At 58.9% G+C, this 14,583-nt stretch carries 13 protein-coding genes; 8 read left to right on the plus strand and 5 right to left on the minus strand.

Annotated features, from left to right (window positions below; genetic code table 11):
* Positions 1-7 precede the first annotated feature (7 nt).
* The 3 genes from AACV02_RS30220 to AACV02_RS30230 are packed head-to-tail and all read left to right on the plus strand — an operon-like array spanning position 8 to position 2,832.
* Positions 8-685 carry a C39 family peptidase gene (locus AACV02_RS30220; RefSeq protein WP_106579750.1) on the plus strand — a complete coding sequence of 226 codons (678 nt, stop codon included), beginning with the start codon at positions 8-10 and terminating at the stop codon, positions 683-685.
* Between the two features lie 37 nt (positions 686-722).
* Positions 723-1,472: a hypothetical protein gene (locus tag AACV02_RS30225; protein WP_119735921.1), complete on the plus strand. Its 750-nt coding sequence runs from the start codon at positions 723-725 to the stop codon at positions 1,470-1,472.
* Between the two features lie 49 nt (positions 1,473-1,521).
* The gene (locus tag AACV02_RS30230; RefSeq protein WP_119735923.1) at positions 1,522-2,832 is read left to right on the plus strand and encodes a transporter; all 1,311 of its coding nucleotides are present in this window, start codon (positions 1,522-1,524) and stop codon (positions 2,830-2,832) included.
* 61 nt (positions 2,833-2,893) lie between these two features.
* Here AACV02_RS30230 and AACV02_RS30235 read toward each other — a convergent pair whose 3' ends face one another.
* Positions 2,894-4,219: a sigma-54 dependent transcriptional regulator gene (locus AACV02_RS30235; protein WP_106579747.1), complete on the minus strand. Its 1,326-nt coding sequence runs from the start codon at positions 4,217-4,219 to the stop codon at positions 2,894-2,896.
* A 343-nt stretch (positions 4,220-4,562) separates the two neighbouring features.
* Between AACV02_RS30235 and AACV02_RS30240 the strand changes: the two genes are divergently transcribed.
* Entirely contained in the window at positions 4,563-4,823 is a 261-nt protein-coding gene (locus AACV02_RS30240; RefSeq protein ID WP_106579746.1) for a hypothetical protein, read from the plus strand.
* A gap of 84 nt (positions 4,824-4,907) precedes the next feature.
* Here AACV02_RS30240 and AACV02_RS30245 read toward each other — a convergent pair whose 3' ends face one another.
* The 3 genes from AACV02_RS30245 to gnd are packed head-to-tail and all read right to left on the minus strand — an operon-like array spanning position 4,908 to position 8,232.
* On the minus strand, positions 4,908-5,732 hold the full coding sequence (locus tag AACV02_RS30245; RefSeq protein ID WP_119735925.1) for an HAD family hydrolase: 825 nt from the start codon (positions 5,730-5,732) through the stop codon (positions 4,908-4,910).
* Entirely contained in the window at positions 5,729-7,252 is a 1,524-nt protein-coding gene (zwf, locus tag AACV02_RS30250; RefSeq protein ID WP_106579744.1) for a glucose-6-phosphate dehydrogenase, read from the minus strand. Before zwf ends, AACV02_RS30245 begins: the two co-directional genes overlap by 4 nt.
* The gene (gene gnd, locus AACV02_RS30255; RefSeq protein WP_119735927.1) at positions 7,249-8,232 is read right to left on the minus strand and encodes a phosphogluconate dehydrogenase (NAD(+)-dependent, decarboxylating); all 984 of its coding nucleotides are present in this window, start codon (positions 8,230-8,232) and stop codon (positions 7,249-7,251) included. The genes zwf and gnd overlap by 4 nt, the downstream gene beginning before the upstream one ends.
* Before the next feature lie 269 nt (positions 8,233-8,501).
* Here gnd and AACV02_RS30260 point away from each other — a divergent pair, with 269 nt between their 5' ends.
* The 4 genes from AACV02_RS30260 to AACV02_RS30275 all read left to right on the plus strand — a co-directional run bounded on the left by AACV02_RS30260 (position 8,502) and on the right by AACV02_RS30275 (position 13,302).
* A complete protein-coding gene (locus AACV02_RS30260) occupies positions 8,502-8,678 on the plus strand; it encodes a DUF6026 family protein (protein WP_177413662.1) in 177 nt (58 codons plus the stop codon).
* Positions 8,679-8,829: 151 nt separating this feature from the next.
* On the plus strand, positions 8,830-10,572 hold the full coding sequence (locus AACV02_RS30265) for a phosphoethanolamine transferase CptA (protein ID WP_119735930.1): 1,743 nt from the start codon (positions 8,830-8,832) through the stop codon (positions 10,570-10,572).
* 127 nt (positions 10,573-10,699) lie between these two features.
* Positions 10,700-12,937: a TonB-dependent siderophore receptor gene (locus tag AACV02_RS30270; protein ID WP_119735932.1), complete on the plus strand. Its 2,238-nt coding sequence runs from the start codon at positions 10,700-10,702 to the stop codon at positions 12,935-12,937.
* Between the two features lie 143 nt (positions 12,938-13,080).
* On the plus strand, positions 13,081-13,302 hold the full coding sequence (locus tag AACV02_RS30275; protein WP_106579740.1) for a hypothetical protein: 222 nt from the start codon (positions 13,081-13,083) through the stop codon (positions 13,300-13,302).
* Positions 13,303-13,474: 172 nt separating this feature from the next.
* Here the strand turns inward: AACV02_RS30275 and zapE are convergent, their stop codons facing one another.
* The gene (zapE, locus tag AACV02_RS30280; RefSeq protein WP_119735934.1) at positions 13,475-14,581 is read right to left on the minus strand and encodes a cell division protein ZapE; all 1,107 of its coding nucleotides are present in this window, start codon (positions 14,579-14,581) and stop codon (positions 13,475-13,477) included.
* Positions 14,582-14,583 lie beyond the last annotated feature (2 nt).

Raw genomic sequence — 14,583 nt, forward strand, 5'->3', positions numbered from 1 at the left:
TACGATCATGCGCTTCGGAGCCCTCCTTCTGCTGCTGGCACTCACCGGCCCGACCTGGGCGGCGCAAATGGCAGTGGTCATGCCCAACGGCGCGGTGGTCTACAAGAAGGTCGAGAGCATCCGCGAGCGCAAGTTCGCCAACCTGGTGGAACAGAAAACCGATTTCAGCTGCGGCGCGGCCGCACTGGCGACCATCCTGCGCCAAGCCTATTGGATGGACGTGGATGAAGACCACGTCATCAAGGGCATGCTGGTCAACGCCGACCAGAACCTCGTACGCACCCAGGGCTTCTCGATGCTGGACATGAAGCGCTACCTGGAAAGCATCCACATGCGCGCCAAGGGCTACCGGATCACCCCGCAAGTACTGATCACCGTAAAAGTGCCGGTGGTGGTGTTGCTGGATATTCGTGGCTACAAGCACTTCGTGGTGTTGCAGCGGGCCGACAAGGACTGGGTGTATATCGGCGACCCCGTGCTGGGTAACAAGCGTTATGCCAAAGACGATTTCGTCAAAGGCTGGAACGGCATTGTGTTCGCGGTTATCGGCGAGGGCTACGACAAGGCCAACGCCCTGCTCACGCCGCCCAACCCACTGACCGCCAAGAGCCAGCTGAACGAATTCAGCCCCGTACGTGACAGTGAATTGATGGACTTCGGTTTTATCCAGAGCGACTTCTTCTAGAAGCGCAATAAGGAGCAGGACGCTCCAGGAGCACACGATGAACACTCGACGCTGGCTGACGGTCATGTGCCTGGCAGCCTCAGTACCTGCTTATGCTTCCTCGGCGTTCAAGCCGATCGAACTCAAGGACTCGGAAATGGCCGAGCTGCGTGGCCGTTATGTCATGCCGGGGCGGATTATCAGCTTCGGGATCGTCATGAGCAGCACCTGGACCAATGCCGCCGGTGCAACCGTCACTGGCACGGCCAATATGCAGGTCAGCTCAGCCACCGTGACCCCTCAGTTTTATGTGCAGGTGACCGGCAATGATGGCACCGGCATCGCCAAGCAACCCCAAGGCACCGGCACGGTCATCGGCGGCGCAGGCCTGGGCACGGGCCAGGGCGTGACGCAAAGCGTGCGCGCAGCGGGCGACGGCAATACCGCCAGCAACGGCGTGGACATCAACGTCACCCGAAACGGCCTGGCGCCTGCCAACTACGTGCAATCAGGGCAAGCGCTGATGGCTGGCCAGCCGATCACCGGCGGCACCGCTGCTGGCCAGGTGACGGTCACGGCCAATAACGGCGGGCTGCAAATGGCGCTACAGGCCAGTAACAACCAGGGCAATGTGGTGCAGCAAATTGGTGGCGGCAACGTCCTGCAGGGCACGGTCATTCAAGGCAACAGCAACTTTGTGAACAACATGACCCAACTGAATGTGGTGCTGGGCAACAACGGTCTGAACAACCTCACGCAGAACCTCAATCTTGATCAACTCAAAGGCCTACGCCCCTCCGGTTATTGAACTACGCTGAGCCACGACACTTACGCATTAGAAAGGGACGGCTTATTTCATGCATCGATCGCTATCGTTACGTGCCGTGGTTTGCTTGAGTACGCTCTTGCCCGCATCAATGCTATACGCCGCACCCGATGCCGACATTGAGGGCTTGAAACAGGAACTGCTGGAACTCAAACAACGCTATGAAGTGCAGCAAAAAGCACTGGCCGTACTGGAACAACGCGTACGACAAGTAGAAGACCAACCCGCAACTCCCACCCCCAAACGCTTGGCCAAATCCCCCGCCGACTTCCAGAAAGGCGGCACCACCGTGGCCGGTCATACGCCTGGCACAGGTGCGGCGGCGGCCTCGGGTGGCGCCGGCGGCGGCAGTTCCTACGGGCAAAGCCTCAAGGACGACTCGGCCCCGGCACAAAGCGTGAGCAACCTGTACAACGAAGCCAGCGGCTTCTTCGGTAATGGCAAGTTCAGCTTCGAAACCGGCCTTACCTATGCCCGCTACGATGCCCGCCAGCTTTCCCTCAACGGCTTTTTGGCCCTGGACTCGATCTTCCTCGGCAACATTAACCTGGACCGAATCAAATCCGACAGTTGGACCCTGGACCTGACCGGGCGCTACAACCTGGATAACCGCTGGCAGTTCGACTTGAACGTGCCGGTGGTGTACCGCGAGTCGACCTATCAGTCGGGCGGCGCCAACGGCGACTCCAACGCCACGTCCGAAGCGTCGGTGACCCGAGACCCAACCATCGGCGATGTCAACTTCGGCATTGCTTACAAGTTTCTGGATGAAAGCGCCAACCTGCCGGATGCCGTGGTGTCAGTGCGCGTCAAAGCCCCGACCGGCCAGGAGCCCTACGGCATCAAGCTGATCGAGCAAATCAATAACAATAACCTGGCCGTGCCGGAAAGCCTGCCGACGGGTAACGGTGTGTGGTCGGTGACGCCAGGCATCTCCCTGGTGAAGACCTTCGATCCGGCGGTGCTGTTCGGCTCGCTGTCGTATACGCATAACTTCGAGGAGTCATTCGGCGATATCAGCCCTAACGTCAACCAGAAAGTCCCCGGCAAAATCAGCCTGGGCGACAGCTTCCAACTTGGCCTGGGGGTCGCCTTTGCCCTTAACGAAAAAATGAGCATGTCGTTTTCCGTGTCGGACCTGGTGCAGCGCAAAAGCAAGATCAAGCAAAACGGCCAGGACTGGCAGTCAGTGGTGTCCAGCGATGCCAACGCCGGTTACTTCAACGTGGGCATGACCATTGCCGCGTCGGAAAACCTGACCATCGTGCCGAACCTGTCGATCGGCATGACGGACGATGCGCCGGACTTTACGTTCAGCCTGAAATTCCCGTACTACTTTTAAGCCGCGCAAGGAAAAGCCCCGCAACGATGAGGGTCGTTGCGGGGCTTTCGTTTTACCCGCCCTAGCGGATCTGGTGTTTGTGCAGCAATCGGTAGAACGTCGGCCGGGAAACCCCCAGCACACGGGCTGCGACACTCAGGTTGTCGCTGTGCCGATTGAGCACATCGCACAGCGCCTGGCGTTCGGCGCGGTGCTTGTAATCTTCCAGTGTAGCCATCGGTGGCGCAATTGCCTGCTCGCCCAGCAAACCCAGGTCCGCCGCTTCGATCTGCCGCCCTTCGGCCAGCACCAGGCCGCGGCGGACGCGATTGGCCAACTCGCGCACGTTGCCCGGCCAAGGGTGCTGCCCCATGGCTACCAGCGCATCCTCGCTGAAGCTGCGCGGGCGGCGCCCGGTTTCCTGACTGTAGAAGCGTGAAAAGTGGTTGGCCAGCATGGCTACATCGCCATGGCGCTCACGCAAGGGCGCGGTGACCACCTGCAGCACATTCAGGCGGTAATACAGGTCTTCACGAAAGGTGCCCTTTTCAACTGCGGTTTCCAGGTCGACGTGGGTTGCCGCCAATACCCGCACATCCACAGGGATGGGTTGGCTGCCGCCGACACGTTCGATTTGCTTCTCTTGCAAAAAGCGCAAGAGGTTGGCTTGCAGCTCCATCGGCAAATCACCGATTTCATCCAGAAACAGCGTGCCTCCGTGAGCCGCCTCGATGCGTCCGACCTTGCGCTGGTGTGCGCCGGTAAACGCACCTTTCTCATGGCCGAACAGTTCGGACTGAATCAGGTGTTCGGGAATTGCACCGCAGTTGATGGCCACAAATGGCTTGGCGTGGCGCTGGGACTTGCGGTGCAGGGTCTTGGCCACCAGCTCTTTACCGGTGCCGCTGTCACCGCGAATCAACACGGGCGATTCCGTCGGTGCCAACTTGGCCAAAAGCTTGCGCAGTTCACGAATCGGCCGGCTGTCACCCAGCAATTCGTGTTCGGGCTCATCGATCAGCGTATGGCCTTTGCCACGCAAACGGGCCATGCCGAACGCACGCCCCAGCGTGACCTGCACGCGCGCCACGTCAAACGGCAAGGTGTGGAAGTCGAAAAACCACTCGCAGACGAAATCTCCGACATTTTGCAGGCGCAAAACGTCCTGGCTGAGCACCGCGATCCACTCGGTGCCACTGCGGCTGATCAACTCCTTGACCGCTTCCGGGCGCTCAAGGTGATAGGGCTGCAAGCGCAGCAGGCCAACATCGCAGGACCGATCGCCGACGGTGCCAAGGGCACAGCTGTCGACTTCCCATCCGGCGGTGCGCAAACCGGGCAGCAGTCCGTGACAGTCATCACACGGATCGACCACAAGCAGACGACGCTGGACAGGTGTAACAACCATGACTATTCCTTGGCGCCAATATTATTAAAGTTATTTAGAAACAAAGGTTTGTGAGGTCTGGCGCTAACACTAGCAAGGTATTGACGCGCGCCTTGTACCATTTCGCTATAAGTGTTGGCACAAAGCCAGCGCTGAAAATTTGCGGGTAAAAGAGTGCCGTGCACCGCAACGGTTATTCAGCTTTCAAAACAGCCGCTTACATGACGTTGATCACGGAAAGTTGAAATTTCTTGCTCTAGCATGTGACCCGTACCCCGCCATCGAGCATCAGTACAAGTAACTCGCCGTCTGGCTCGCCCAACCGACGGCACTCACTTGAATGGGCATTAGAGAGAAGACCCACATGAACGCCCCGCTCCGCATCAACGAAGCTCTTTTGATCGCAGACCGTGCTTTCCAACCCTTCCAGTGCGTGGCCTGGCACGATGGCAATGGCGCCCTCAGCCTGAGCGTCATCGACCGCACCAACACGCGTATTGGCAGCAAACAGCTGTCCTCGAGTGCCTACACCGACCCGGCTCAGTTGGAAGATCTGTTGTTGCAGGCCCGCGCCGAACTCGACAAAGATGGCTATAAGTTGCAGTCCTGGGCAATGCCCAAGTAAGACAACACAGCAACTTCCGATCATTGCCCTGGTGTAAAAACAATGATCGGAAGTTCAGTGCATACGCATTGCGCGTGACGGCGCTTACTGCGCCGCCAGAATAAACCGTTCTAACGCTTGTGCAGCACCATCCTCGACATTGCTGCCGGTGACGACGCTGGCCTGACGTTTGACGGCCTCTTCTGCCTGGCCCATGGCAATCGACAAACCGGCCACGTGAAACATCGCCGGGTCGTTGCCGCCGTCGCCAATGGCGGCCGTCTGCTCCAGCGGTACACCCAGGTGCGCAGCCAGGGCTTTCAGGGCATCACCCTTGTTGGCCTGCATCGCCGTCACGTCCAGGTAAATCGGTTGCGAACGCGACACATGGGCCAGCCCCTGAACCTTGGGCTGCAACTGCGCTTCAAGCTCGACCAGCAACTCAGCGTTGCGACTGGCCGCGACAATTTTGTCGACCCGATCCAGGTACGGCTCAAAACTCTCCACGACCAGTGGCCCATACCCCAGGCCAGCAGCTTCAACCGCCACCATGGGCCCAGGCGGGTCACGCCGCAGCCATTCGCCGTCGGCAAACAGCCAGACTTCCACGCCCGGTTGCCCGGAGAACAGCGCCAATGTGACCAGCGCCGCCTCCGCCGGCAGGTGATGGGCCAGCAGCACGCTGCCATCGGGATTGATCAACGTGCCGCCGTTAAAGCCTGCCACCGGCACGTCGATGCCGAACGTTTCGATCATCTGCATCATGGCCTTGGGCGGCCGCCCGCTGGCCAGGCTGAAGAACACGCCGGCGTCGCGCATGGCGCGCACCGTATCAATGGTGCGCTGACTGGGCGTGTGGTCGGGACGCAGCAGCGTCCCGTCCATATCGCTCAGGACAAATCGGATGGGATGGATCGCGGCATCATTCATCCCAGGCTATGCCAGGTACGGCCATCGCGGGCCAGCAAGGCATCGGCCGCTGCCGGGCCATCTTCACCGGCCTTATAGGCCTGAATGCCACCGTCCTCTTTCCAGGCGTCAAGGAACGGCTGCACCGCACGCCAGCCGTTTTCGATGTTGTCAGCGCGCTGGAACAGGGTCTGGTCACCGGTCATGCAGTCGTAGATCAGGGTTTCGTAACCCGTCGACGGTTGCATCTCGAAAAAGTCCTTGTAGTCAAAACCCAATTCGATATTGGCCATCTCCAGGGTGGGCCCAGGCTTTTTGGCCAACAGGTCGAACCACATGCCTTCATTGGGCTGGATCTGGATTTTAAGGTAGGTGGGCTTGAGCTCATCCACTTCGGTATCGCGGAACTGCGCGTACGGCGCGTGCTTGAAGCAGATCACGATTTCGGTGTCGCGAATGCTCATGCGCTTGCCGGTGCGCAAGTAAAACGGCACCCCGACCCAGCGCCAGTTGTCGATCATCACCTTGAGGGCGACGAACGTCTCGGTGCTGCTGTCGGGCGCGACGTTGGCTTCTTCGCGGTAGCCGGGAAGCGCCTTGCCGGCGATCTCGCCAGCGGTGTACTGGCCGCGTACCGAGTTGGCCCGCGCATCTTCCAACGACCACGGCCGGATAGCGCCGACGACCTTGGCCTTTTCACCACGCACCGCATCGGCACCAAACGCTGCCGGCGGCTCCATGGCTACCATGGCGAGCAACTGGAACAGGTGATTGGGCACCATGTCGCGCAGGGTGCCGGTTTTTTCAAAGAAGTTTCCGCGGGTTTCCACGCCGACGGTCTCGGCCGCGGTGATTTGCACGTGGTCGATGTAATGATTGTTCCAGAACGCTTCAAAGAGCACGTTGGAGAAACGGCTGATCAAAATGTTCTGCACCGTTTCCTTACCCAGGTAATGGTCGATGCGGTAGATCTGCTTCTCGCTCATCACCTTGAGCAGGCATGCGTTCAGCGCTTCGGCGGTGGCGAGGTCGGAACCAAACGGTTTCTCGATCACCACACGACGGAAGCCATCGTCGGTTTCATTGAGCAAGCCGGCGCTGCCCAGGCGCTGCACCACTTCACTGAAGAAGCGCGGCGCAGTCGCCAGGTAGAACACCGCATTACCGGTGCCGCTGTCGGCGATCTTCTTGCCGATGTCGGCGTAGGTGCTGTCGTCGAGGAAATCGCCCTCGACGTAGCTGATGCCCTTGGCCAACTGAGCCCACAACTCTGGGTCGAGGGCGTTTTCGCCATTGCCCTTGACCTTGCTTGCGGCCTCGGTGCGGATGAAGTCCTCGAGTTTCTTGGCGAAGTCGGCATCGCTGATGGCGTTGTGATCAACGCCCACAATGCGCAGGCCTTCGCCCAGCAGCCCGTCACGACTCAGGTTGTACAGCGCCGGCATGAGCAGGCGCTTGACCAGGTCGCCATGGGCGCCAAACAGAAACAGCGTGGTGGGCGGAGCGGGTTCGGCCTTGGGTTTCTTGCCGTTAGCGGTCATTTTTTGGAAGTCTCCACATGGCCGCCAAAGCCGAAGCGCATGGCAGACAGCATTTTGTCACCGTAGGTGCTCTGCTGACGGGAACGGAAGCGAGCAAACAACGAGGTGGACAGCACCGGTACCGGCACCGCTTGCTCCATGGCCGCTTCGATGGTCCAACGGCCTTCGCCACTGTCGGCCACGGAACCTGAGTAGCCGTCAAGCTTGGGATCGGTGGCCAGCGCGTCGGCGGTCAGGTCCAGCAACCAGGACGAGACCACGCTGCCACGGCGCCAGACTTCGGCGATGTCAGCAACGTTGAGATCAAAGCGCTGATCTTCCGGCAGGTTTTCCGAGTTTTTAGTCTTGAGGATGTCGAAGCCTTCGGCAAAGGCCTGCATCATCCCGTACTCAATGCCGTTGTGAATCATCTTCACAAAGTGCCCGGAGCCCGCTGGACCCGCATGGATATAACCATGCTCGGCGCGGCTGTCAGCCGAGGCGGAACGGTCCTTGGTGCGAGGGATATTACCCAGGCCCGGGGCCAGGCTGGCGAAGATCGGGTCGAGACGCTTCACGGTCTCGGCGTCGCCACCGATCATCATGCAGTAGCCACGCTCCAGGCCCCAGACGCCGCCGGAGGTGCCGACGTCGACGTAGTGCAGGCCTTTTTCCGACAGGGCTTTAGCACGACGTACGTCGTCTTTATAGTTGGTGTTGCCGCCGTCGATGATCACGTCACCGTCTTCAAGCAGCTCACTGAGTTCATTGATGGTGTTTTCGGTCGGGTCGCCTGCAGGCAGCATAACCCAGATGGCGCGAGGCTTTTGCAGCCCTGCGACCAAGGCCTTCAAGTCGGCAACGCCTGTGGCGCCCTCCTCGCTCAAGCCTTTGACGAAGGCTTCGTTACGGTCGTATACAACGGTGGTATGCCCATTGAGCATCAGGCGCCGCGCAATGTTACCGCCCATGCGGCCTAGTCCGATAATCCCCAGTTGCATGTGCTGATGCTCCTAACTGCCAAATAAATGTGTGACATAGTTTATAGCGCAATGAGGCTAATGAGGGTTAGTCCAGAGCGGATCCTTGTAGTTTCATGACAAAAAAATGGCCATCGTTTCAGCATCACGGCCGTAAAAGTCACAACGACCATCAAAAATAAAAAAGTTCCATTGATTCAAAAAAGAATTCAGAATCGCTGCGACTGTTGCCGAGGACCTCGATTAAGCGTTCCGGCACCGCGATCTACCGGCTATTTGCGAGGTAAGCAATGAGCACAGCACAGACGATCCGCCTGCCACAGACCCTCTATGTCACCGTCCGTCGCGACGAACTGCGCCAGTTGAAAGACGAGCGCGATCAGCTGCAGCAGGAAGTCCTGCGCCTGCGCTCACACCTTCAAGCGCAAATCAACCAAACGTCCGGGCCCCAGCCCGCACTTTGCTGAACGTGGGCTGAACGAACCATTCAGGAATAACTCACGAAGTTTTCACATCCTCCTCCCGATACTCCCGCCGAATAGGGCCACCCACATGCGGTAGCCCTCTGCTGCGCGTATTCCTGCGCGGCAACTGGCAATTATCGGGTTGGAGCGCTGGATGGCGATGTTCAAACGCAGCACGAAGTCTGCGAAAGGCTTTGATTGGGCCGGCCTCGGCTGGTTGTTTCTGTTTTTCTGGTATTTCTCGGGCATTACCCAACTACTGATCCAGCTGACCGGCACTTCCGGCTTCAGCGGATTTCGCCAAGCCTTTTTCCTGAGTGCGTTCTGGCTTGCGCCGATGCTGCTGTTCCCGCGCCGTACGCGCCTGCTCGCCGCCTTGATCGGCGTTGTGCTGTGGGCCTGCTCCATGGCCAGCCTGGGTTATTTCTTCATTTACCAGCAGGAATTTTCCCAAAGCGTCATCTTCATCATGTTCGAGTCGAACATTTCTGAAGCCGGCGAATACGCCACTCAATACTTTGCCTGGTGGATTGTGCTGGCGTTCATTGCCCACACCGCCCTGGCGATTTTCCTGTGGACTCGCCTGCGTCCGGTTTACCTGCCGCGTGGTCAGTCGATCCTGGCGGCCACGGCGATTGTCCTGGCGGTGGTCGGTTATCCGTTGGTGAAACAGATTGCAACCAACCCCACCATGGAACTGGCCATCGATGGCTTCGAGTCGCGGGTAGAGCCTGCCGTGCCTTGGCAGATGATCGTCGCCTATCGCCGCTACACCGAACAGTTGAACAGCATGCAAGGCATGCTCACGAGCGCCAGTCAGATCCCGCCCCTGAAGAACCTCAAGGACAGCATGGCCGGCCAGCCGTCGACCCTGGTACTGGTAATCGGTGAGTCCACCAACCGCCAGCGCATGAGCCTCTACGGCTACCCGCGCAATACCACACCGGAACTGGACAAGCTGCGCGACCAACTGGCGGTGTTCGATAACGTCATCACCCCGCGCCCCTACACGATTGAAGCGCTGCAGCAGGTGCTGACCTTCGCCGACGAAGAAAACCCTGACCTGTACCTCAAGACACCGTCGATTGTCAGCGTGATGAAACAGGCTGGCTACAAAACCTACTGGATCACCAACCAGCAGACGATGACCAAGCGCAACACCATGCTCACGACCTTTTCCGAACAGGCCGACGAACAGGTGTACCTCAATAACAACCGCAACCAGAACGCCCGTCAGTACGACGGCGACGTGCTGGCGCCGTTCGCCAAGGCCCTGGCCGACCCCACCGAGCGCAAGTTCATCGTGGTGCACTTGCTGGGCACCCACATGAGCTACCAGTACCGTTATCCGCCGACCTTTGACAAATTCACCGATCGTCAGGGCGTACCGCCAGGCATCAGCGACCAGCAGCTGCCGACCTACAACAGCTACGACAACGCGGTGCTTTACAACGACTTCGTGGTATCAAGCCTGATCAATGACTACGCCAAGACCGACCCCAACGGGTTCCTGCTGTACCTGTCGGACCACGGCGAAGATGTCTTCGACTCCGCCGGCCATGGCACGCTGGGGCGCAACGAAGGCAAGCCGACGGCACCGATGTACACCATTCCGTTCATGGCGTACGCCTCGCCCAAGTGGCGCGAAACCCACGACTGGAGTTTCGCCAGTGACCTGCAACGCCCTTACAGCAGCTCGCAACTGATTCACACCTGGGCGGACATGGCCGGGCTGAGCTTTGATGAATGGGACCGCAGCAAAAGCCTGGTCAATGACAGCTTCAAGGCGCGCCCGCGGATGATTGGCGACCCGTATATAGGCCAGAAAAAAGGCCTTATTGATTTCAGCTTGATCAAGCCGAAAAAGGTCGATGCCGCCGAAGTGGTGGTCAAATAGTCACCGGCGTTGCAACACAAAGATAACAATCATTCTCGTTTAAGTCTAAAGTTCCCCCGCTCCTTTCGTCTTTGAGCCATGCCTTCCCTTCCGGGATGGCATCAAAGACGACAAGGAGTCCGCTGCGATGTTCGCACCTTTTACCCGTTCCATGACCCTCACCTTTGGCCTGTTCGGCGCCGTTGCCAGCCCGGACCTGATGGCTGAAACAGACCCCGAACACCCGCCGATCAGAGCCTATGAACTGGGTGCGACCAGCATCACCGCCGAAGGCCTGGGCACCACCACCGAGCACACCGGGGCTTACACGACCGGATCGATGAGCACCGCCACCAAGCTGAACCTGTCCATCAAGGAAACCCCGCAATCCATTTCGGTGATCAGCCGCCAGCAGATGGATGACTTCAATCTCAATACCCTCACCGATGCCTTACGCCAGACCACCGGCGTTACGGTGCAGCACCTGGATTCGGACCGGGCGAGTTACTCTTCCCGCGGCTACTCGATCAGTAACTTCCAGATCGACGGCATGCTCAATACCTTTGGCCGCATGAAGTCCGACGCCGACACCATCATCTACGACCGCATCGAGGTTGTGCGCGGCGCCACCGGCCTGACGACCGGGGCGGGCGACCCTTCTGCCACCGTCAACATGATCCGCAAGCGCCCCACCACAGAGTGGCAAGCCAAGACCGGCGTCAGCGGTGCCAGCCATGACAATTACTACAGCTACATCGATGTAGGCGGCCCACTGGCGTTTGACGGACGCCTGCGTGGCCGCACAGTGCTGGCGTACCGTGACAGCCAATCCTTTCGCGACAGCTATGCGATGCAGCGGGAAGTGGGCTACGGCATCCTCGAAGCCGATCTGACGGACAACACCGTTGTTGCCGTGGGCGTGGACTACCAGAACAAGCATGTGCAAGGCAGCTCCTGGGGCACCCTGCCCTATTGGAACAGCGATGGCAGCAAGGCTCGGCTGTCCCGCTCCGCCAACCTGGCCACCGACTGGAGCTCCTGGCCACTCAAAGACACAACCACCTTTGCCTCCATCGATCACAGACTGTCCGCAGACTGGCGCCTTAAAGCTGCCTACACCCATCGTCAAAGCGACACGGACGGCAAGGTGTATTACGGCGGCGCCGGCTTTCCCAATCCGGATGGCAGCGGCATGACGGCCTGGACCAACCAGATGGTCGGCACATCGAAAATGGACGTGGTGGATTTGAATATCGCCGGTTCTTATTCGCTGCTGGGGCGCGAGCATGAATTGATGGTCGGGTATGGCGAATCCGAACAGCGCGATACGGCGCCCTTTCAGCGCATCAATATTCCCGAGGGCTACACGGACATCGAAGATTGGCGACACATGAGTGGCATCGCCAAGTTCCCGGACCGCACCACTGGCCTCAAGGGCGAACACAGCAGCCGAAAACAGAAGGCGGGCTACCTCGCCACACGCCTGAGCCTGACCGACCGGCTGCATGCCGTATTGGGCAGCCGCTATGGCAGTTGGGAAATCGAAAGCGTCTCACCTGAATACAACACCGATAACCAACTGACCCAATCCACTAAAACGCGCCAGACCCACAATGACATGTGGACGCCTTACGCTGGCCTGCTTTACGACCTCACACCCGAATACACCGTGTACGCCAGCTACACCGATATTTTCAACCCGCAAACCGCGCGTGATTCCAGCAAGAAGTACTTGGAACCGGTGGTGGGCAGCAACTACGAAATAGGCCTCAAAGGCAGCCTGTTGAACGAACGCCTGAATCTGGCGACGGCGTATTTCTGGAGCACTCAGGATAACGTGGCCGAACTGGACAATAACGCCGCGCCGGACCCGGTCAGCCGCGAGCAGTTCTACACCGCCAGCGGCCAAGGCAACAAGGTGCAGGGCTTTGAAGTCGAGGTCTCGGGCGAGGTCATGCCGGACTGGAATCTGTCGGCAGGCTATACCTATACCCACTCGGCGAACGGCGACAAGCAGCGCAACAACACCAACCTGCCGCTCAACCTGCTGAAAATCTCGACGGCCTATCGCCTGCCGGGTGAGTGGCGCGGGTTGACGGTGGGCGGTGCGGTTAATTGGCAGAGCGATTTTTACGCTTTCGCTAACCGACCGACAGGCGGCCGCAACGCGGAAGGCGACCTGAACACCCAGAGCACCAGAATCACCCAACAGGCCTACACGGTGGTCAACCTGATGTCGCGCTACCAATTCGACGAACATGTTTCAGCGTCGCTTAACATCAACAATCTATTTGATAAAAAGTATTACGAGCGTGTCGGCTTTTATAATGGCGTGTATTGGGGCGACCCGCGCGCCCTCACACTTGCGCTGGACTGGAGGCTTTAAATCGCGGTCCCGAAGTTAACAAAATCGTTAACTTTGGGGCGCCAACCCGTTAATTCCCACTTAATAAGATCGCCCCACAATCGCCCCATGAATCTGATCACGGACGAGGCGGATACCGATCACACTTAATGGGGACACCTCACATGAAACTTTCGACCTTGATGCTTGCCAGCCTGATGACCCTGACTTCCGTAGCCGCCTTTGCAGAAGGCGGTTCAGAGCGTTCGAAGGAGTTCTATAACAACTTCACCTTCATGCAACAGAAGACTCATGGCACCACTGACCAAACAGCGATTGCCGATGGCAAGAATGTAAAGACCCGCACGGCTGAACAATCCAGTGAAGAACCGCAACCCAACAGCTGATTTAATACTTAGTTAATCCGCATTACCCTGTGCCATCCCGCTCCGTTGGCAAAGGTCAACTTGGCGCCATTCGATGGCGCCTTTTTTTGCACTTTTATTTATCAAAGCGCTTTGTTCCTGGACGAGATGCGCCCCAATGCCGGAACAACACGCGCCCTGCGCAAAAAAACTCCTAGGTGCCGAAGCGCTGCAGTTGCATCTCCTGCAAGCGGCTGAGCGTGCGGCGGAACGGAAACTCCAGGTAGCCTTCGGTGTAGAGGCTTTCAAGCGGCACCTGGGCCTCGATGTATAAGGGCACCTTGCGGTCATAGCACTCGTCCACCAGCGCGATAAAGCGTCGCACGCTGTCATCGTGCACCGACAGCTGCGGCAGCTCGCGGTCACCGGCCACCACGCGTTGGGCCGCGTCTTCGGTGCCGCGGGCAATCCTTGCCGGGCGTTGTTGCGCGCTCAAGCAGGGGACGTCTCCCAACAGGATGGCCGTGAAGCGATCGCACAGCAGCATGAAGTCCATGGCGGCCAACGGTTGCTCGCACAGCTGCGCGTAACGACACCAGAGCACCGTGTCGCACCATTGCACCGCCACAATCGAGCGCAAGCCGACACTGACTGGCCCGCTGCGCACCGCCTGCCCTGCGCTCAATTGCTTGAACAACGTAGCGAGCGCATCTGGCTGGCTCACCCAGTAGCGCTGCAGCCCCACGCCGGGATGCAAACGATGATCTTCGCCACCGTCTACCGCCACCACCTGCATATGCTGTTTGATCGCCTCGATGCCTGGCACAAAGCGCTCGCGGTTGAAGCCGTCGGCGTAGAGCTGATCTGGCGGTTGATTGGACGTGCTGACCATCACCACGCCCTGATCAAACATGACCTGGAACAAACGGCCGAGAATGATCGCATCGCCAATGTCATTGACGAACAATTCGTCAAAACACAGCACGCGGACTTCCTGGCTCAGCTCGCGGGCCAATGCCTGCAGCGGGTCCTGGATACCCGTGAGTTGAAACAGACGCTGATGCACCCACCCCATGAAATGATGAAAATGCTGACGGCGTGCTGGCACCCGCAGGCTTTGATAAAACTGGTCCATCAACCAGGTCTTGCCCCGTCCCACCGGCCCCCACAGGTAAACACCGGTCACGGGCGAACGGCCCTGGTGCAGGGCTTCGTGGCAGAGTTGCAGGGTTTCAACCGCACGGCACTGGGCCTCGTCTGGCACGAAACCTTGCTGGGTGGTGGCGTGTTGATAAGCGGCGAGTGGCGAGTCGAACGTCATGC

The sequence above is a fragment of the Pseudomonas sp. Larv2_ips genome (genome assembly GCF_963879675.1).
Lineage (GTDB): Bacteria > Pseudomonadota > Gammaproteobacteria > Pseudomonadales > Pseudomonadaceae > Aquipseudomonas.

Bases quoted from the DNA above. Each gene is read 5' to 3' on its own strand.
- AACV02_RS30225 (WP_119735921.1), top strand. From the start codon at position 723: ATGAACACTCGACGCTGGCTGACGGTCATGTGCCTGGCAGCCTCAGTA.
- AACV02_RS30275 (WP_106579740.1), top strand. From the start codon at position 13,081: ATGAAACTTTCGACCTTGATGCTTGCCAGCCTGATGACCCTGACTTCC.
- AACV02_RS30260 (WP_177413662.1), top strand. From the start codon at position 8,502: ATGAGCACAGCACAGACGATCCGCCTGCCACAGACCCTCTATGTCACC.
- AACV02_RS30240 (WP_106579746.1), top strand. From the start codon at position 4,563: ATGAACGCCCCGCTCCGCATCAACGAAGCTCTTTTGATCGCAGACCGT.
- AACV02_RS30270 (WP_119735932.1), top strand. From the start codon at position 10,700: ATGTTCGCACCTTTTACCCGTTCCATGACCCTCACCTTTGGCCTGTTC.
- AACV02_RS30220 (WP_106579750.1), top strand. From the start codon at position 8: ATGCGCTTCGGAGCCCTCCTTCTGCTGCTGGCACTCACCGGCCCGACC.
- zwf (WP_106579744.1), bottom strand. From the start codon at position 7,252: ATGACCGCTAACGGCAAGAAACCCAAGGCCGAACCCGCTCCGCCCACC.
- AACV02_RS30235 (WP_106579747.1), bottom strand. From the start codon at position 4,219: ATGGTTGTTACACCTGTCCAGCGTCGTCTGCTTGTGGTCGATCCGTGT.
- zapE (WP_119735934.1), bottom strand. From the start codon at position 14,581: ATGACGTTCGACTCGCCACTCGCCGCTTATCAACACGCCACCACCCAG.
- AACV02_RS30245 (WP_119735925.1), bottom strand. From the start codon at position 5,732: ATGAATGATGCCGCGATCCATCCCATCCGATTTGTCCTGAGCGATATG.
- AACV02_RS30230 (WP_119735923.1), top strand. From the start codon at position 1,522: ATGCATCGATCGCTATCGTTACGTGCCGTGGTTTGCTTGAGTACGCTC.
- AACV02_RS30265 (WP_119735930.1), top strand. From the start codon at position 8,830: ATGGCGATGTTCAAACGCAGCACGAAGTCTGCGAAAGGCTTTGATTGG.
- gnd (WP_119735927.1), bottom strand. From the start codon at position 8,232: ATGCAACTGGGGATTATCGGACTAGGCCGCATGGGCGGTAACATTGCG.